14 protein-coding genes are annotated in these 16,854 nt (G+C 74.1%); 8 read left to right on the plus strand and 6 right to left on the minus strand.

Annotation, left to right across the window (positions count from 1 at the left end):
* Positions 1–157 precede the first annotated feature (157 nt).
* Positions 158–1,231 carry a GAF domain-containing protein gene (locus ACQ614_RS27895; protein WP_431681528.1) on the plus strand — a complete coding sequence of 358 codons (1,074 nt, stop codon included), beginning with the start codon at positions 158–160 and terminating at the stop codon, positions 1,229–1,231.
* A gap of 61 nt (positions 1,232–1,292) precedes the next feature.
* On the opposite strand, the gene ACQ614_RS27900 is transcribed toward ACQ614_RS27895, so the two are convergent.
* The gene (locus ACQ614_RS27900) at positions 1,293–2,723 is read right to left on the minus strand and encodes a PLP-dependent aminotransferase family protein (RefSeq protein WP_431681529.1); all 1,431 of its coding nucleotides are present in this window, start codon (positions 2,721–2,723) and stop codon (positions 1,293–1,295) included.
* Between ACQ614_RS27900 and ACQ614_RS27905 the strand changes: the two genes are divergently transcribed.
* Positions 2,722–3,615: a DMT family transporter gene (locus tag ACQ614_RS27905; protein WP_431681530.1), complete on the plus strand. Its 894-nt coding sequence runs from the start codon at positions 2,722–2,724 to the stop codon at positions 3,613–3,615. The two genes, ACQ614_RS27900 and ACQ614_RS27905, sit on opposite strands and share 2 nt — an antisense overlap.
* A gap of 28 nt (positions 3,616–3,643) precedes the next feature.
* On the opposite strand, the gene ACQ614_RS27910 is transcribed toward ACQ614_RS27905, so the two are convergent.
* Entirely contained in the window at positions 3,644–4,729 is a 1,086-nt protein-coding gene (locus tag ACQ614_RS27910) for a sugar ABC transporter substrate-binding protein (RefSeq protein ID WP_431681532.1), read from the minus strand.
* Positions 4,730–4,949: 220 nt separating this feature from the next.
* Positions 4,950–5,972 (minus strand): EamA family transporter, encoded by a 1,023-nt coding sequence (locus ACQ614_RS27915; protein WP_431681534.1) that lies wholly within the window; start codon positions 5,970–5,972, stop codon positions 4,950–4,952.
* Between the two features lie 220 nt (positions 5,973–6,192).
* On the opposite strand from ACQ614_RS27915, the gene ACQ614_RS27920 reads away from it, so the two are divergent.
* Entirely contained in the window at positions 6,193–7,650 is a 1,458-nt protein-coding gene (locus ACQ614_RS27920) for a lipase maturation factor family protein (protein WP_431681535.1), read from the plus strand.
* Between the two features lie 151 nt (positions 7,651–7,801).
* Positions 7,802–9,790, plus strand: coding sequence for a hypothetical protein (locus ACQ614_RS27925; protein ID WP_431681537.1), 1,989 nt, complete (start codon positions 7,802–7,804; stop codon positions 9,788–9,790).
* Between the two features lie 76 nt (positions 9,791–9,866).
* Here the strand turns inward: ACQ614_RS27925 and ACQ614_RS27930 are convergent, their stop codons facing one another.
* A complete protein-coding gene (locus ACQ614_RS27930) occupies positions 9,867–10,835 on the minus strand; it encodes an isopenicillin N synthase family dioxygenase (RefSeq protein WP_431681538.1) in 969 nt (322 codons plus the stop codon).
* Between the two features lie 20 nt (positions 10,836–10,855).
* On the minus strand, positions 10,856–11,281 hold the full coding sequence (locus ACQ614_RS27935; RefSeq protein WP_431684045.1) for a nucleoside deaminase: 426 nt from the start codon (positions 11,279–11,281) through the stop codon (positions 10,856–10,858).
* A 204-nt stretch (positions 11,282–11,485) separates the two neighbouring features.
* Here ACQ614_RS27935 and ACQ614_RS27940 point away from each other — a divergent pair, with 204 nt between their 5' ends.
* From ACQ614_RS27940 to ACQ614_RS27955, 4 genes are all read left to right on the plus strand, one after another.
* Positions 11,486–12,805 carry a PucR family transcriptional regulator gene (locus tag ACQ614_RS27940; protein ID WP_431681539.1) on the plus strand — a complete coding sequence of 440 codons (1,320 nt, stop codon included), beginning with the start codon at positions 11,486–11,488 and terminating at the stop codon, positions 12,803–12,805.
* Positions 12,806–12,874: 69 nt separating this feature from the next.
* Positions 12,875–13,708 (plus strand): EI24 domain-containing protein, encoded by an 834-nt coding sequence (locus ACQ614_RS27945; protein WP_431681540.1) that lies wholly within the window; start codon positions 12,875–12,877, stop codon positions 13,706–13,708.
* 59 nt (positions 13,709–13,767) lie between these two features.
* Positions 13,768–15,021, plus strand: a complete 1,254-nt coding sequence (locus ACQ614_RS27950; protein WP_431681541.1) for a cytochrome P450 — start codon at positions 13,768–13,770, stop codon at positions 15,019–15,021.
* Between the two features lie 139 nt (positions 15,022–15,160).
* Complete coding sequence (locus ACQ614_RS27955) at positions 15,161–16,459, plus strand: ATP-binding protein (RefSeq protein WP_431681542.1); 1,299 nt, start codon at positions 15,161–15,163, stop codon at positions 16,457–16,459.
* A 66-nt stretch (positions 16,460–16,525) separates the two neighbouring features.
* On the opposite strand, the gene ACQ614_RS27960 is transcribed toward ACQ614_RS27955, so the two are convergent.
* On the minus strand, positions 16,526–16,786 hold the full coding sequence (locus ACQ614_RS27960) for a Prokaryotic metallothionein (RefSeq protein ID WP_095875323.1): 261 nt from the start codon (positions 16,784–16,786) through the stop codon (positions 16,526–16,528).
* Positions 16,787–16,854: the final 68 nt, after the last annotated feature.

Genomic DNA, 16,854 nt, shown 5'->3' on the forward strand with positions numbered 1-16,854 from the left:
CAGAGCGTGATCATGAAATGGCGAGATCTGTATGTGACCTTTTCGTGGCAGGATTTGACCGGGCGTCATCGGGGAATGGATCTTCGCCTCCGGATTTCGTCCATCTGATGAGACTCCGCCGGTCCGGAGGCCACCCGGGTCTGACACCATGTCGGCCATGACTGATGTGATGAGCGCTCAGAACGCCTATCCGGGCGGTGGGGGCGAGTCCGACCGGACGCGCCGGCTCCGCAGCCTGGGTCTCAACGACCCGAGTCCGGACGAGGCTTTCGACCGATTCGCCCACCTGGCCGCCAGCATCACCCGCGCGCCGATTGCGATGGTCAACTTCATCAACGACGAGCGCCAGATGTTCCGGGGGCTCTACATTCCGCCAAATCCCGCACAGGCCCAGCCGGTCGAGGACGACGCCTGGGCGGACCGCGGGATCGCCTTCGACCTGCCGGCCCGGGAGATGCCGCTCAGCCACGGCTTCTGCCCGCACGTCGTCGCCCAGCGCTCGCCGCTCGCCCTGGACGACATCCTCGCCTACCCCCGGTTCGCCGGTAACCCGGTCGTCGACGAGCTGGGCGTCCGCGCCTACCTGGGTGCGCCGCTGGTGGACGACACCAACACCATCATCGGCACGGTGTGCGTGCTCGACCGCGAGCCCCGCCAGTGGGGCCGCGAGCGGCTGAAGGACATCCAGCACCTGGCCGAGGCGCTGCTCTCCGAGATCCGCCTGCGCGACAACCTGCTCGCCCAGCAGCAGGAGATGTTCGCCGCGTTCGACGGCTCGCCCTTCCCGATCATGCTCACCGACGGGCCCGAGCACGAGATCCGCTACGCCAACGCCGAGCACGCCGGCATCTTCGGCGCCCCCGGCCCGTTCGTGGGCCTCGGCCACGCCTACCCGCAGCTGGCCGCCGCCGGGCTGCCGCTCGCCGTCACCGAGGCGTACCGCACCGGCCGGGGCACCGTGCTCAAGGACATCCGGGTGCAGTCCTACCTGCCCGGGGCCCGGCGCGCGGAGCAGGTGTATACCTTCACCTGCACGCCGCTGCGCAATGCGCGCACCGGCATGGTCAACGGCGTGCTGACGGTCGGCATGGACGTCACCGCGCAGTCCCGCACCGAGGAGGAGCTCGGCACGCTGGCCGCGCTGCTGGTGGACCGCCTGCAGCAGTCCGGGCGCGGCCCCGGCGACATGCTGCCGCCGTTCCAGCCGGGCCGCCCGGGGCTGTCGGGCTGACCCGCGTTCCGGCCGGGGCGCCCGTCCGGCGCCCCGGCCCGGGCAGTGGGTGCCGTGCGGCTCAGGCCGTGCCGCCGAGCACCCCGGCCAGCCGCTCCGCCCCCGCCACCAGCTGCTCGGTGCTCTCCGCGGCGCCGTAGCCGACCCGCAGGTAGGGGGCCGGCGGCTCGGCGGTGAAGTACGCCCCTCCCGGGGTGACCGCGACCCCGGCGCGCAGTGCGGCGGCGGTGGTCTCCTGCGGATCGGTGCCCTCGGGGAGCCGCAGCCACAGGTGGTGGCCGCCGGCCGGCAGCCGCGGGGCGAGCACGTCCGGCCGCAGCCGCTGCAGGGTGCCCGCCAGCGCCCTGCGGCGCTCCTGGAGCCGTCCGGCGAGGGTGCGCAGGTGGTGGCCCCAGGCCGGTGCGCCGACCAGTTCGAGTGCGGCGTCCTGGAGCGGCCGCGGGACGAAGAAACTGTCCACCGCCTGGACGGCGCGCAGCCGTTCGAAGGCCGGTCCGCGTGCGGTCAGTGCCGCCACCCGCAGGTTGGGCGAGGTCGGCTTGGTCAGCGAGCGGACGTGCACCACCACCCCGTCCGGGTCGTCGGCGGCCAGCGGCGGGGCGGGCGGCGGGGCGTCCGCGTGCACCAGCCGCCGGGCGAAGTCGTCCTCCACCACGAACGCCCCGGCCTCCCGGGCGATCCGCAGCACCTCCGGCCGCCGGGCGGCGGAGAGCACCGCGCCGGTCGGGTTCTGGAAGAGCGGCTGGCAGACGAACACCCGTGCCCCGGTGGCGGCGAAGGCCTCCGCGAGCAGCCCGGGCCGCACCCCGTCCGCGTCCACCGGCACCGGTACGGGCCGCAGGCCGGCCGCCCGCGCCACGGCGAGCAGCCCCGGGTAGGTCGGCGACTCCACCAGCACCGGGGCGCCGGGCGCGGCGAGCGAGCGCAGGGCGGTGGTCAGGGCGCTCTGCCCGCCGGCGGCCACCAGCACCTCGGCGGCGCCGACCGTGCCGCCGATGTCCCGGGCGAACCAGGCGCGCAGTTCCGGCAGGCCCTCCAGCGACGGCCTGCTCCAGGCCCCCGGCCGCCGCCCGGCCCGGGCGAGGGCCGCGGCCATGGCCTGTTCGGGCTGGAGCGAGGCGTGCAGGTAGCCGCCGTTGAGGTCGACCACCTCGGCGGGCGGGGTGGCGAGGGCGCGCAGCACACCCGAGGCGTCGGCGGAGCGGGCGGGCGGCACCCCCGCCTCGGCGCTGAGCGCGACCTCCTGCCAGGAGGTGTCGCCGGCGGCCGGGGCGGGCCGGGGCGGGGCCGCGCGGAACACCCCGGCGCCCGGCCGGGAGACCACCAGCCCCTCGGCGGCCAGCAGGGCGATCGCCCGGGCGACCGTCCCCGGGCTCACCTGGTGGCGTTCCATCAGGGCGCGGCTGGAGGGCAGCCGGGCGCCCACCGGGTAGCGGTTCAGCTCGCTCCGGAGAACAGCGGCCAGATCGGCCGTACTGCTACGCTCGTGCATGACAGCACACGATAGCGCTATCCCCGCCCGGCCGGTAGCAGTCGGCGGCACCGCTCTCGCCGCGCTCGGCGTCCTCGCCTTCTCCTTCAGCTTCCCGGCCACCGCCTGGTCCCTCGGCGGCTTCGGCCCGTGGACGGCCGCCGGCCTGCGCGGGGTGCTCGCCGCGGTGGTGGCCGGCGCCTGCCTGCTGGCCTGCCGCGTCCCGCTGCCCGACCGCGGCACCTGGCCCGGACTGCTGACCGTCGCGGCCGGCTGCGTCGTCGGCTTCCCGCTGCTCACCACGCTGGCCCTGCAGAGCTCGTCGACGGCGCACTCGGCGGTGGTGATCGGGTTGCTGCCGCTGGCGACCGCCGCCGTGGCGGCGCTGCGTTCGGGCGGGCGGCCGTCCCGCGGCTTCTGGTGGGCGGCGCTGGCCGGGGCGGCGGTGGTGCTCGCCTTCACGGTGCAGCAGAGCCGGGGCGCCCTGGGCCGCGCGGACGTGTTCCTGTTCGCGGCGCTGGCGGTGTGCGCGGCGGGCTATGCGGAGGGCGGGCGGCTGGCCCGGGTGATGCCCGGCTGGCAGGTGATCGCCTGGGGCGTGGTCGCGGCGTTCCCGGTGTCCGCGCTGACGGCCGGTCTGGCGCTGGCGGCCGAGCCGGTGCACGCCGGGCCGCGGGCGCTGGCCGGCCTCGCGTACACGGCGGCGGTCTCGCAGTTCGGCGGCTTCGTGCTGTGGTACCGGGGGATGGCGGAGATCGGGGTGCCGAAGGCCAGTCAGCTGCAGCTCGCCCAGCCGCTGCTCACGCTGGGCTGGGCGGTGCTGGTGCTGGGGGAGCGGCTGCCGGCGGCGGCTCCGGTGGCGGCGCTGGCGGTGCTGGGCTGCATCGCGGCCACCCAGCGGGCGCGCGGCTGACGCGCCCGCCGGGCGGCGGGGGTGCGGCTCAGTGCACCTCGACGCCGGCGGCCTTGCAGGCCTCGGCGTACTGCGGGGTGCAGACCTCGGAGGCCTTGTAGAGGTTGCCGGCGATGACGGTCGAGGCCACCTTGTCCTTGGTGACGACGATCGGGCTGAGCAGCATCGACGGGATCTGCAGGCCGCCGCTCTCGGTCATGGCGCTGGCGACCGAGGTGATGTCCAGGCCCTTCACGAGGTAGACGGCCATGGTGGCGGCGGCGTCGGCCTCGGGCTTGTACGGCTTGTAGATGGTGTAGGTCTGCTCGCCGGCCAGGATGCGCTGGATCGCATCCAGGGAGGCGTCCTGGCCGCCGACGGGCACGTTCATCCCGGCACCCTTGAGGGCGCCGATGATGGAGGTGGCCATGCCGTCGTTGGCCGAGTACACGGCCTGGATGCCGTTCTTGCCGAAGTGGCTGATCGCCTCGTTGACCTTGGTCGCCGCGAGTTCGGGCTTCCACTCGCCCGACTGCTCGTAGACGATCTTCTTGACCTTCTCGTCGAGGATCTTGTGCGCACCCTTCTTGAACTGGGCGGCGTTCGGGTCCGACTCGGCACCGTTGATCATGACGACGTTCGCGTTGGACGCCTTGCTGCCGAGCGCGTCGAGCAGGGCCTGGCCCTGCAGCTCGCCGGTGCGCTCGTTGTCGAAGGAGATGTAGGCGGACACCTTGCCGGCGGCGAGCCGGTCGTAGGCGATGACCTTGACGCCCTTCTTGTTGGCGGCGTCCACCCAGGGTGCGGTGGCGCCCGAGTTCACCGGGTCGAGGAGGATGACCTTGACGCCCTTGGCCAGCAGGTCGTCGAACTGCTGCTTCTGGACGGCCTCGTCGCCGTCCGCGTTGGCGTAGTCGACCTCGCACTTGGTGCACAGTGCGGCGACCGAGGCCTCGATCAGCGGCTTGTCGAAGCTCTCGTACCGCGTGGACGAGGACTTCTCCGGGAGCAGCAGACCGATGGTCTTCGTCCCGGAGGAGGAGCCCGCGTCGGAACCCGAGCCACATGCGGCCAGCGACAACGCCGCCGACACAGCGGCCGTGCCGGCGAGGATGCGACGCGTCAATGCGTTCATGGTGGGTGGTGCCTCCCTGACAGCGCCGCGGAGTGCGGCGACGAGGCAGTCAATCCGCCGTCGCCGCGGCCCGTCAACAAGTAAAACGTTCACTAAGATTTCTCGACCACATTGTTATCTTGTTGAATACATGATCCCGTCAGAGCGCCTTGCTGGCCCGGGTAGCCGACAACTTCTCAACTCATGTGCGCGGCCCGGCGGCCGGCGCCCCGCACCGGACCTATCGGCGCTCGGTGCGCACCACCAGGCACACCCCGGCCACCACCACGGCACCGCCGAGGACGATCGGCCAGGTCAGCGCCTCGGAGAGCACCAGCCACCCGAGCAGCACGGCCACCACCGGGTTCACGTACGCGTAGGTCGCCACCAGCGGCAGCGGCGCGCGCTGCAGCAGCCAGGCGTACGCGCTGAACGCGACCAGCGAGCCGAAGACCACCAGGTACGCCAGCCCGGCCCAGGACGCGGTCGACACCGAGGCCGGGTGGAACTCCTGCGGCTCGTGCCGGACGAAGGCCAGCGCCAGCGCGCCGGCGCCGCCCGCGAGCATCTCGTACACGCTGGCCGTCAGCGGGTTGGCCGGCATCGGCAGCAGGCCGGCCAGCACCGAGCCGCAGGCCCACAGCAGCGCGGCGACCAGCACTGCGACCAGGCCCAGCAGCCGCACCTCGCCGGTCAGTCCGGGCGCGCTCAGCACCACCAGTCCGAGCAGGCCGACCAGCACGCCGCCCAGGGTGGATAGCGGGGTCCGGTGCCCCGTCAGCCGGCGCAGCACCACCACCCACAGCGGCACGCTCGCCACCATCAGCGCGGTCAGCCCGGACGGCACCGACTGCTCCGCCAGCACCACCAGGCCGTTGCCGCCGACCAGCAGCAGCACGCCGACCACCGCCGCCGAGGCCAGTTCGCGCGGCCGCACCAGCAGCGCGGCCGGCCCCTGCCGTACCGCGATCAGCGCCGCCAGCACCAGGCCGGCCGCGACGAAGCGCATCGATCCGGACAGGAACGGCGGCATGGTCTCCACCACCACCCGGATCGCCAGGTAGGTCGAACCCCACACCACGTAGACGATGCCGAGCGCACCCCACACCGCACCGGAGATGCCGCGCCGACCGGTGGTCCCGGCCGCGGGGACGGTGTCGGAGGTTCCGGCCGCATCGAGGGGTGCGATGCGGTCGGCGGGGACGGATCGGGACGGATCTGGACAGGACGGGTCGGCGGCAGGCTGCGGCGAAGCCGATGTCATGGGTGTCTCCCGGTTTCGGTGCTGAACACCTGGTATGAGATCACAGTCCGGCCGCCCCGCGGGAGACCCGTCCCACCCCGCGGTCGCGCCGCACCCCCGCGCCCGGTGCGCCTTCCGGATGAAGTCGGCGGCCCGGACGGACGCCCCCGCGAGCGGATTCCCCGCGGGAGTGGTAGGCATGGGACGGTCCGAGCGCGGGCGACCGAGGAGAGCGCACGAGGTGGAGTGGTTCGCGGCACCCGACTACTGGCTCGCCCGCCAGGTCTTCCAGCGGCTGCTCGCCCTGCTCTACACGGTCGGATTCGTCGCCGCCGCCAACCAGTTCCGGGCCCTGATCGGCGAGCGCGGCATCCTCCCCGTCCCGCAGTTCACCGCCCGCGTCCCGATGCGGCGCTCACCCAGCCTCTTCCACCTCCACTACAGCGACCGGGCCTTCGCCGCGACCGCCTGGACGGGCGCCGCCCTCGCCGCCGCCCTCGCCGCCGGCGCCGGCGAACTCGTCCCGCTCTGGGCGGCCATGCTCTGGTGGGCGCTGCTCTGGGTGCTCTACCTCTCCATCGTCAACGTCGGCCAGACCTGGTACGCCTTCGGCTGGGAGTCGCTGCTGCTGGAGACCGGCGTGCTCGCCGTCTTCCTCGGCAACGGCGACGTCGCGCCGCCGGTCACCGTGATGTGGCTGCTGCGCTGGCTGCTCTTCCGCGTCGAGTTCGGCGCAGGCCTGATCAAGTGGCGCGGCGACGCGTGCTGGCGCGACCTGACCTGCCTCTACTACCACCACGAGACCCAGCCGATGCCGGGTCCGCTCAGCTGGTTCTTCCACCACCTGCCCAGGCCGCTGCACCGGATCGAGGCGGGCGCCAACCACTTCGTGCAACTCGCCGTACCGTTCGCACTCTTCCTGCCGCAGCCGATCGCGAGCATCGCCGCCGCCCTGATGGCCGTCACCCAGCTCTGGCTGGTGCTCTCCGGCAACTTCGCCTGGCTGAACTGGATCACCATCGCCCTCGCCCTCTCCGTCATCGACGCCGGCACCGCCGACCGGCTGCTCCCGCTGCCCGCCGCACCGCACTACCCGGGCCCGCCCGTCTGGTACGAGGTCCTCGTGCTCGCCCTCACCGCCGGCGTCCTCGTCCTCAGCTACCGGCCCGCCCGCAACCTGCTCTCCCGCCACCAGGTGATGAACCGCTCCTTCGACCGACTGCACCTGGTGAACACCTACGGCGCCTTCGGCTCCGTCACCCGCATCCGGCACGAGATCGTCCTGGAGGGCACCGACGCCGAACTCCCCGGCCCCGGGACCCGCTGGCAGGCCTACGGATTCCGGGGCAAACCGGGCGAACTCCGGCGAATGCCACGACAGATCGCCCCCTATCACCTCCGGCTGGACTGGCTGATGTGGTTCGCCGCCATCTCGCCCTCCTACGCCAGGCCCTGGTTCGCCCCGCTCGTCGCGCGGCTGCTCGTCAACGACCCCGACACCCTCCGGCTGCTGCGCCACAACCCCTTCCCGGACGGCCCGCCCACCTTCGTCCGCGCGCGCCTCTACCGCTACCGGTACAGCAGTTGGCGCAGGCTCAGGACAACGGGCGAGTGGTGGCACCGCGAACCCCTGCGCGACTTCCTGCCGCCCGTCACGCTCAGCGACGTCCGGCACCTCGCACCCCGGACCGGGCCATGACACGGCACAGTCCCGCAACAACCCGCCGGGAGGGTGCATCCGTCGAACGAGCACCCGTATTCTGGCCCTCGCGCCGTATCCGCCGAGCCGCACCTCGGCGCCCTTCTCCGCCAACCCCCTCCCGTCACCCCGCCACGAACCGGACTTCCACATGACAGTGCGCTACCTGAACGACGCCGACGCCTCGGTGCCGGCCCCGGCTGCCACTCCGGACGGCGAAGCCGGGCCGGACACCCGCGAGGAACTCGGCCGCTACGCCGAACAGGGCGGCTTCACCCTGACCCCCGACGCCAACCCCTGGCTGGCCGCGGCAGACACCGTCACCGAGGGCGAGGAGGCGCGTGCCGCCTCCACCGTCCTCGCGGAGCTGCGCAGCCTCAACATCCGCGACATCGGCGGCGCCGTCACCGGCATCGCCGCCAAGGCCGGACTCGACGTCCCCGACACCCTGCTCGGCCTCGGCACCCTCCTCGACGTCCTGCAGCGCGTGCATTCCGCAACCGCCACGCTGAGCGCCGACGCATTCTCCGCCGACCTCGACGCCCTCGCGGCCGCCACCGGCACCCGGGCCTGGCGCACGGAGCAGAACGTCAAGCTGTCGTTCGGCCGCCGCTGGACGCTGCGCTCGCAGGCCCGCGGCCTGACCGGCGGCAAGAAGATCGGCCGCGCCGACCTGCACGCCGCCCTCGCCGCGGCCGCCACCGCCCGCACCGACTGGTCCGCGCTCGCCACCGGCGACGCGGCCCCCGCCGTCCCGGTCGACGGCGCCCTCCTCGCCGAGACCGCCCAGGCCATCGACTCGCTCGGCACCGCCGTCCGCGCGCTCGGCCGCCTGCTGCCCGGCCAGGACCCGGAGTCCCTCCCGCTCGGTGAACTCGCCGACCTGGTCGACCGCCTGGCCGCCGACGAGGGCACCCTCTTCCGCCTGCCCGCCCTCGCCTCCCTGCGCACCGCTCTCGCCGCGCAGGGCCTGGACGAGCTGCTCACCGAACTGACGGAGCGCCAGGCCGACCGCGAGGCCGCCCTCGCCGCGTACGACCGGCACACCGCCTCCACCGCCGAGGACGGCACCGACGCGGAGGAGGCCGCCCGCCAGGCGCTGGCGGCCGGCCCGCGGGACGGCGGCGAGCAGGCGGCCGAGGCCGCGGTCGAGGCCGCCGAGGTCGCGGTCGAGGTCGCGGTGGAGACCGAGGTCGAGATTGAGGCCGAGGTTGCCGTCGAGGCGGAGCCTGAGGCTGAGGTCGAGGTCGAGACTGAGGTCGAGGCCGAGCCTGCGGCGGAGGCCGTGGTCGAGGTTGCGGTCGAGGTCGAGACCGAGGCGGTTGCTGAGGAGCCCGTCGAGACGGACGTCGAGCCCGAGGCTGAGGTCGAGGCTGATTCCGCGGCCGAGGTCGTGACCGAGGTCGAGGCGGAGCCGGTTGCCGAGGAGCCCGTTGCGGTTGCCGAGGAGCCCGTTGCGGTTGTCGAGGCTGCCGAGCCCGAGCTTGTCGTCGAGGAGCCGGAGCCCGTCGCCGAGGCCGAGCCGGTGGCTGAGGTCGAGCCGGTTGTCGAGGCGGAGCCCGAGCCCGTCGCCGTCGAGGAGCCGGTGGTCGAGGTCGAGCCTGAGCCTGTCGTCGAGCCTGAGCCGGTGGCTGAGGTCGAGCCGGTTGTCGAGGCGGAGCCCGAGCCCGTCGCCGTCGAGGAGCCGGTGGTCGAGGTCGAGCCTGAGCCTGTCGTCGAGCCTGAGCCGGTGGCCGAGGTCGAGCCCGTCGTCGAGGTCGAGCCCGAGCCCGTCGCCGTCGAGGAGCCGGTGGTCGAGGTCGAGCCTGAGCCTGTCGTCGAGCCTGAGCCGGTGGCCGAGGTCGAGCCCGAGCCCGTTGCGGTGGAAGAGCCCGCCGTCGAGGCCGAGGCCGAGGCCGAGCCGGAGCCCGTTGCGGCTGCGGCCGGCCGTCCGGAGAAGCCGGAGATCGTCGCGGGCAAGGCCGTCACGGCCTACACTCCGGCCGAGCTGGCGGCCCTGGTGGGCTGGCTGGACGGGGACGGCACCGAGCGCAGCGACGACGAGCTGCTGCGCGCCGCGATGAAGGAGCTGGGCTTCACCCGCCTCGGCCCGCGCATCAAGGAGGCGCTGGGCGCCGCCGTGGCCGAGGTCCGCGGCTGACCCGGCCCCGCCGATCAGGGCCCGTGCCCGCAGGTCCCCGTCCGGGGCCTGCGGGCACGGGCGTGTCCGGGGGCGGTCAGCCGACGGTGATGGCGTCCAGCTTGGCCCGCAGGTACGCGGTGGAGTCGACCGGTGGGTGCGCCACCCGCCCGACGGGGGCCGGGAGCGGGCTGACGGCGGTGTGCGGGTCGCACTCGTAGAAGTAGACCAGCGACATGAGTTCCTCGTCGGGGGCCTCGGGGGAGGGCGGCAGGACCCGGTGCCGCCCGGACCGCCAGCGGTCGCCGGTCCAGCGGGCCATCAGGTCGCCGATGTTGACGGTGAGCGCGGCCGGGTCCCAGGGGGCGTCCGCCCAGCCCTGTTCCTCCGTCCACACCTGGAGTCCGCCGCGGCCCTGCTGCCGGTCGAGCAGGGTGACGGTGCCGAAGTCGGTGTGCGGGCCGATCCGGTACTGGCCGGGCAGCGGCGGGCCGACGGTGTCGGCGGACGGGTACCAGTTGATGTTGCAGGTGTAGGTGGGTGCCCCGGTGTGCCGGGTGAAGAAGTCCTCGGGCTGTCCGAGGGCCGCCGCGAGCAGCCGCAGGGTCTCGTCGGCGGCGGTGCGCATCCGCGCCGTGTACGCCTCCACCAGCCCCTGCAGGCGCGGTGCCTCGGCGGTCGGCCAGACGTTGGGCCGGAACCAGAAGTCGTCCAACTCCGGGTCCCCGGTGGCCCGGTCGGCGCCGACCGACCACGACTCCTTGAGGTCGGGCGGGGTCTCGGTGCCCTCCGCGTAGCCGTTGGCCTCGGCGCCGGGGCCGAGCCAGCCGCGGCCGCCGACCTTCACCGCGTACCGCTGCTTCACCTCCTCCGGCAGGGCGAAGAACCCGCGGGCGGCGGCCCGCACCTCGGCCCGCTCCCGTTCGGTCACCCCGTGGCCGGTGAGCAGCAGGAAGCCCGCCCGGCCGAGCGCCTCGTCGACGCTGCGGGCGATCCGGGCCCGTTCCTCCGCCGTGCCGCCGGTCCACGCGCCGAGGTCGACCGTGGGAATCCGTACCTCTGCCATGCCGTGCGCTCCTGTCCGCGTCATTCGCCGATGTCCTCGAACCACAGCTCGGGCCGGGCCGCGATGAAGTCCGTCATCAGCCGGACGCACTCGGGGTCGTCCAGCACCGTGACGCCGACGCCGTGTTCGGCCAGCCAGTCGTGGCCGCCGCTGAACGTCCGGGCCTCGCCGACGACCACCCGGCCGATCCCGAACTGGCGTACCAGGCCGGAGCAGTACCAGCAGGGCGACAGCGTGGTGACCATCGTGGTGCGGCCGTAGCCGCGCATCCGCCCCGCCGCCCGGAAGGCGGCGGTCTCGGCGTGCATGGACGGATCGCCGTCCTGGACACGGCGGTTGCGGCCGCGTCCGAGCAGTTCGCCGTGCTCGTCGAAGAGCGCCGCACCGATCGGGATGCCTCCCTCCGCCAGTCCGGCCCTGGCCTCCTCGACCGCGACCGCGAGCATCCGCTGCAGATCCACCGGCTCCACCTCCCGTTCCGAAACACCGTGGCAACGAAGGGTGCGTACCCTCCCTGGCGCCCTGTCCGACCGATCGGCCCGCCCGATTCCCCGCCCGGCGGCATCCCGCCCGCCGCCCCGCGCCCGACCCGCAGTGAGCCGCACCCACCACAGAGACCCACCCCGTACAGACTCCGCCGGGAGGCCGCCGTGCCCGTTCTCACCGTCCGCGAGGTCCTCTCCCTCGACGTCCTGGGGCCCGCCGCCCCGCTGCTGCTGGCCGGCCGCGGCGCGCTGGACCGGCCCGTCCGGCGGGTGCACGCCGGCGAGGTGCACGACGGCTGGTCCTTCCTGAACGGCGGCGAGCTGCTGCTCACCGACGGGCGCGGCCTGGCCCGCTCCACGCCGGAGCGGCAGCGGGCGTTCGTCCGGGAGCTCGCCGGCCGGGGCGCGGCCGCGCTCTTCGCGGAGGTGGGCCGGGCGCTGCCGCGGATGCCGGCCGCCGTGACGGCCGAGGCCGAACGGCTCGGCCTGCCGCTGGTGGTGCTGCGCCGGGTCGTGCCGTTCGCGCGGGTCGCCGAGGCGGTCAACGCCGCGAACTCCTCCCTCGCACCGGCCGAGCGGACGGCCCGCGGACCCCGGGACGCCCCGCGGATCCCGTCCGACCCCGCCGACCACGGCCGGGCGCTGCTCGGCGACCTGCTGGACGGCGTCAGCACGGGCGACGGGGCGAGGACGGGCCGCGCCGCGGCCGCCACCCGCGCGGAGGCGGCCGGGTTCCGGGTCCCGCCGGGGCACCGGCTGCTGGGCCTGGCGGCCCGCGGCCTGCCCGAGGCGCTGCCGGCCCGGATGACCGCCCCGCTGCTCGGCCGGCTCAGCGGCACCGCCCTGGCGGCCGCGATGCGCGGCGGGATCCTCGCCCTGCTGGCCGTCCCGGCGGCCCCGGATCCGGTGCGCGCCGTCCGGGCCGTGCTGCAGGAGACCGCCCCGGCGACCGCGCTGGTCGGGCTCGGGCCCGCGGTGCCCGCCGGGGCCGGCTGGGAGCGGTACGGCGAGAGCCTGCGCGAGGCTGCCGCCACCCTCGAACTCGCCGCCACCGTGCCGCCGGCCGAGCCCCGCCGCCCCGGCCCGCCGCAGCCGTACGTGGCCACCGCGCGGGCCTTCACCCTGGAACGGGAGCTGAGCCGGTCCGGGGGCCGCGAACGGTGGACCCGGCTGGCCGAGGACGCGCTCGGCCCGGTGCTGGAGTGGGAGTCCCGGCATGCCAGCGACCTGGTGCGCACCCTGGAGGTGCACCTGCGGCACGGCTGCTCGCCCACCCGCACCGCCGCCCTGCTGCACATCGGCCGGCAGTCGCTCTACCAGCGGCTGGAACGGATCGAGCGGCTGCTCGGCATCGAGGTCGCCGACCCCGAACTCCAGGCCGAACTGCTCCTCGCCACCTGCGCCCACCGCCTGCTGCAGGCCCCCCGCACCACCCCGCGCAGACCGGCACGGATGTCCCGTCAGAGGCAGTCGGGCATCCGGTAGGGGCGCCGTGCCTTGCACCTCGCACAACTCCCCCGATCATGGTGCAGGGCCGACCCGTAGGCTTGGCCCATGCGAGATTTTGCGGCGGGGATCGGATACCTCCTCAAGGGACAGCGCTGGGTGGCGCGGCACGGGCGCTGGTGGCTCTTCGGGATGATCCCGGCGCTCATCGCCCTGGTCGGGTACGTCGCGGTGATGGCCGCACTGATCGTCTGGTCCGGCGACGTCGCCGACTGGGCGACCCCGTTCGCCGACGACTGGGGCTCCCCGTGGCAGGGGCTGCTCCGCGGTGCGCTGGCCGTCGCCGCCGTAGCCGTCGGCGGCCTGCTCTCGGTGATCACCTTCACCGCGGCGACGCTGCTCGTCGGCCAGCCGTTCTACGAGTCGCTGTGCGAGAAGGTCGACGAGACCGAGGGCGGCGCACCGGCCGGCCCCGACGTCCCGCTCTGGCGCGAACTGTGGATCTCCGCCCGGGACAGCCTGTACGTGCTGGTGCGGGTGGCCGCGATCGGTCTGGTGCTGTTCCTGTGCGGGTTCCTGCCGGTGGTCGGCCAGACGGTCGTCCCGGCGGTCGGCATCTGCGTGTCCGGATACTTCCTCACGGTCGAGCTGTCCGCCGTCGCGCTGCAGCGGCGCGGCATCCCGCAGAAGGAGCGGCTTCGCCTGCTGCGCTCCCGCCTCGGCCTGGCGCTCGGCTTCGGCGCCCCGCTCGTCCTGCTGTTCCTGGTGCCGTTCGTGACGGTGCTGGCCATGCCGGGCGCGGTGGCCGGAGCGACCCTGCTGGGCCGGGACCTCGCCCCGGCGGAGCCTGCTGCCGAGCCGGAGGACGACGAGGACGACGCTGCCGAGGACGCCGCCGCGGCCGGGTACCGATCGGATCACGCCATCGACTTCGGCAAGTGAAACCACAAGGAGTGACGGCGATTTGACTTTCCGCCACCGGGTGGAAGATAAAAGCCGTCATGAGCGCACCGGCAGGCACCCAGGCCACCGCGACCCCGCCGGCCCCGGCCGGCGTCGACCTCGGCGACCCCGGCTTCTGGCGGCTGCCGGAGGCCGACCGTGCCGCGGCCTTCGCCGAACTCCGCCGCCTTGACGGCCCGGTGCGTTTCACGCACCGGGCCACCGGCCGCAGCTTCCTCGCGCTCGTCCGGCACGCCGACGTCGTCGCCGCCAGCCGCACCCCCGAGGTGTTCATCAGCGGCCCCGGCGTCACCACGCCCGAACCGGCCCGCTGGGTAAGGACGCTGTTCGGCGACTCGATGGTCAACCTGGACGACCCGCACCATGCCGACCTGCGGAGGATCGTCTCCCGCGCCTTCACGCCGCGGCTGATCTCCCGGGTCGAGCAGGACATCCGCCGGGTGGCCGTGCGGATCGTCGACGAGGTGGTCGACCGCAGGCCGGAGGACTTCGTCGCCGCGGTCGCGGCGGAGCTTCCGTACCAGGTGATCTGCAACATGATGGGCGTCCCCGAGCGGCAGCGCCGGCAGATCCTGGCCCAGGTCAACCACGCCTCCGAGCACACCGGCGTGGCCCGCAGCCGCCTCCGCGTGCCCGGCCGCGGCCTGCGGGCGCTCGCCCGGATGCAGTTGGTGATCGCCGCCCTCGGCCGGGAGCGCCGCCGCCGGCCGACCGACGACCTGATCTCCGCCCTGGTCACCGCGGACATCGACGGCCGGCACCTCAACTCCCGCGAGCTGGGCGCCTTCTTCTCGCTGCTGCTGGTCGCCGGCGTCGAGACCACCCGCAACGCGCTCGCCCACGGCCTGCACCTGCTCACCCGGCACCCCGATCAGCGCGCCCTGCTGATGGGCGACTTCGACGCACGGATCGGCGACGCGGTGGAGGAGATCGTCCGGCACTCCACGCCGATCATCCAGTTCCGCCGCACCGTGGCCGCCGACCACGACCTCAACGGCACCCGCCTCGTCCAGGGCGAGAAGGTGGTGCTGTTCTTCGCCTCCGCCAACCGCGACGAGGCCGTCTTCACCGAGCCGGACGCCTTCGACATCACCCGCTCGCCCAATCCGCACCTCGGGTTCGGGGGCGGCGGCCCGCACTTCTGCCTCGGCGCCTACCTCGCCCGGCAGGAGATGAAGGTGCTCTACCGCGAGCTGTTCACCCGCCTGCCCGAGCTGCGTTCGACCGGTGCGCCCGCGCTGATCCCGTCCAGCTTCGACCACCGGGTCCGCTCGCTGCGCTTCACGTTCTGACCTGCCCGTTCCCGACGCCCGCGCCACCCGCAGTCCGTACGGTTCGTGCCCCGCCGGTTGTCCGCCGCGGCGGACGCCGCCGCCCGCGGCCGCCCCCTACCGTCCAGGCACCACCCGGGACGGACGAGAGGCGCGCACCGTGCAGCATTCCACCACCGACTGGCTGATCCACGACTACCGCGAGGACGACCTGGCGGCGGTCGTCCACCTCATCGACACCACCGCCGGGCTCGGCCAGGAGTCGGTGTTCTCCATCGCCGAGTGCATCACCGCACTGACCTCCCGCCAGCCCGCGGTCGTCGCGGTCAGCCGCGGCACACCGATCGGCGCCGCGCTCGCCCACGTCGCCGGGGAGCGGGCCTGGGTGATGCGGATCGCCATCGCCCCCGGCTGGCGCGGCCGCGGCCTGGCCAGCGCCCTGCTGCGCGAACTCGAACGCCGCCTGGTGGAGCGGCGGGTCCGCCGCATCGCCTACGTCCTGCCGGAGGAGGAGCAGCTCGGCGAGGGGCTGCAGAACGCCGGGTACGGCCGCCGCCCGGCCGTCGCGTACTTCGAGAAGTCCGAACCGCAGCACGGGCCGTCCGCCGGCCTGCTGGAGGAGCTCGGCGGGCGGGTGCTGCCCGGCGACCTGTGGCAGAAGGTGGCCGGGATGGAGGCCGAGAAGTCGCTGATCGAACGGCGGGTGGTGCTGCCGCTCGCCGAACCGGAGCGGGCCGCCCGGCACGGCGTCCGCCCGCCGCGGGCCGTCGCCCTGTTCGGTCCGCCCGGCACCGGCAAGACCACCTTCGCCCGGGCCGTCGCCTCCCGGCTGGGCTGGCCGTTCGTCGAACTGCTGCCCTCCCGGCTCGCCGACGAGGGGAACCTCGCCGCCGCGCTGCGCACCGCCTTCGCCCGGATCGCCGAGCTGGAGCGGGTGCTGGTCTTCGTCGACGAGGTCGAGGAGATCGCGCCGGTGCGCAGGGAGGGCGCGACCGGCGGCATGCACGGGGTCACCAACGAACTGCTGAAGCTGATCCCCGGCTTCCGCGAGGGCGAGGAACGGCTGCTGGTGTGCGCCACCAACTCGATCCGCTCGCTCGACCCGGCGTTCCTGCGGCACGGCCGCTTCGACTACCTCATCCCGATCGGCACCCCGGACGCCGCCGCCCGCACCGCGATCTGGTCCCGGTACGCGGCCCACCGGCCCGGTGTCGACCTCGCCGCGCTCGTCACGGCCAGCGAACTGTTCACCCCCGCAGACATCGAACACGCCGCCCGGATCGCGGCCCAGGCGGCGTTCGAACGTGATCTCGGCGGGGACGGGGGAGCGGCGGTGCCCGGGCAGGCCGGTGCGGGGACGGAGGACTACCTCGCCGCGATCGCCCAGTGCCGGCCGACGGTCACCCCCGCGATGACCGAGGAGTTCACGGCCGACATCGGCTCGCACGCCCGGGTCTGACCGCCGGGTCAAGCCTGAAACCCGGCCGCCGCGGTCCTGGCCGGCCGGCGGCCGGGCCCCGATGGCTCAGCCGCCGGGGTGGGCGCCGACCGCGTCGCGGATCTGGTCGCCCAGCCCGCCGTTGGCCCGCGCACAGTTGCCGCAGCAGAAGAACATGCCGGCCACCTCGACACCGTGGCCGACGATCCGCACACTGCAGTGCTCGCAGCGCGGGGCAAGCTTCTCCATCGCGCACTCGAAGCTGTCGAAGGTGTACGTGTCGCCGCTGACCGTCTTGATCTCGAAGGACAGCCAGTAGTCGTTCTTGCACACCACGCAGACCGCCATGGTCTCCACCTCGTTCCGTCGTCCGTGTTCCCGGGGCTCTCCGAGTGTCCGGCCGGTCCGCGGAGGCG

This window comes from Kitasatospora dryopteridis (genome assembly GCF_050749075.1).
In the GTDB taxonomy this organism is placed as follows: Bacteria; Actinomycetota; Actinomycetes; order Streptomycetales; family Streptomycetaceae; genus Kitasatospora.

Excerpts from the sequence above, each read along its gene's own strand:
- ACQ614_RS27925 (WP_431681537.1), top strand. The coding sequence starts at position 7,802 with ATGACAGTGCGCTACCTGAACGACGCCGACGCCTCGGTGCCGGCCCCG.
- ACQ614_RS27900 (WP_431681529.1), bottom strand. The coding sequence starts at position 2,723 with ATGCACGAGCGTAGCAGTACGGCCGATCTGGCCGCTGTTCTCCGGAGC.
- ACQ614_RS27905 (WP_431681530.1), top strand. The coding sequence starts at position 2,722 with ATGACAGCACACGATAGCGCTATCCCCGCCCGGCCGGTAGCAGTCGGC.
- ACQ614_RS27930 (WP_431681538.1), bottom strand. The coding sequence starts at position 10,835 with ATGGCAGAGGTACGGATTCCCACGGTCGACCTCGGCGCGTGGACCGGC.
- ACQ614_RS27910 (WP_431681532.1), bottom strand. The coding sequence starts at position 4,729 with ATGAACGCATTGACGCGTCGCATCCTCGCCGGCACGGCCGCTGTGTCG.
- ACQ614_RS27960 (WP_095875323.1), bottom strand. The coding sequence starts at position 16,786 with ATGGCGGTCTGCGTGGTGTGCAAGAACGACTACTGGCTGTCCTTCGAG.
- ACQ614_RS27895 (WP_431681528.1), top strand. The coding sequence starts at position 158 with ATGACTGATGTGATGAGCGCTCAGAACGCCTATCCGGGCGGTGGGGGC.
- ACQ614_RS27945 (WP_431681540.1), top strand. The coding sequence starts at position 12,875 with ATGCGAGATTTTGCGGCGGGGATCGGATACCTCCTCAAGGGACAGCGC.
- ACQ614_RS27915 (WP_431681534.1), bottom strand. The coding sequence starts at position 5,972 with ATGACATCGGCTTCGCCGCAGCCTGCCGCCGACCCGTCCTGTCCAGAT.
- ACQ614_RS27935 (WP_431684045.1), bottom strand. The coding sequence starts at position 11,281 with ATGCTCGCGGTCGCGGTCGAGGAGGCCAGGGCCGGACTGGCGGAGGGA.
- ACQ614_RS27950 (WP_431681541.1), top strand. The coding sequence starts at position 13,768 with ATGAGCGCACCGGCAGGCACCCAGGCCACCGCGACCCCGCCGGCCCCG.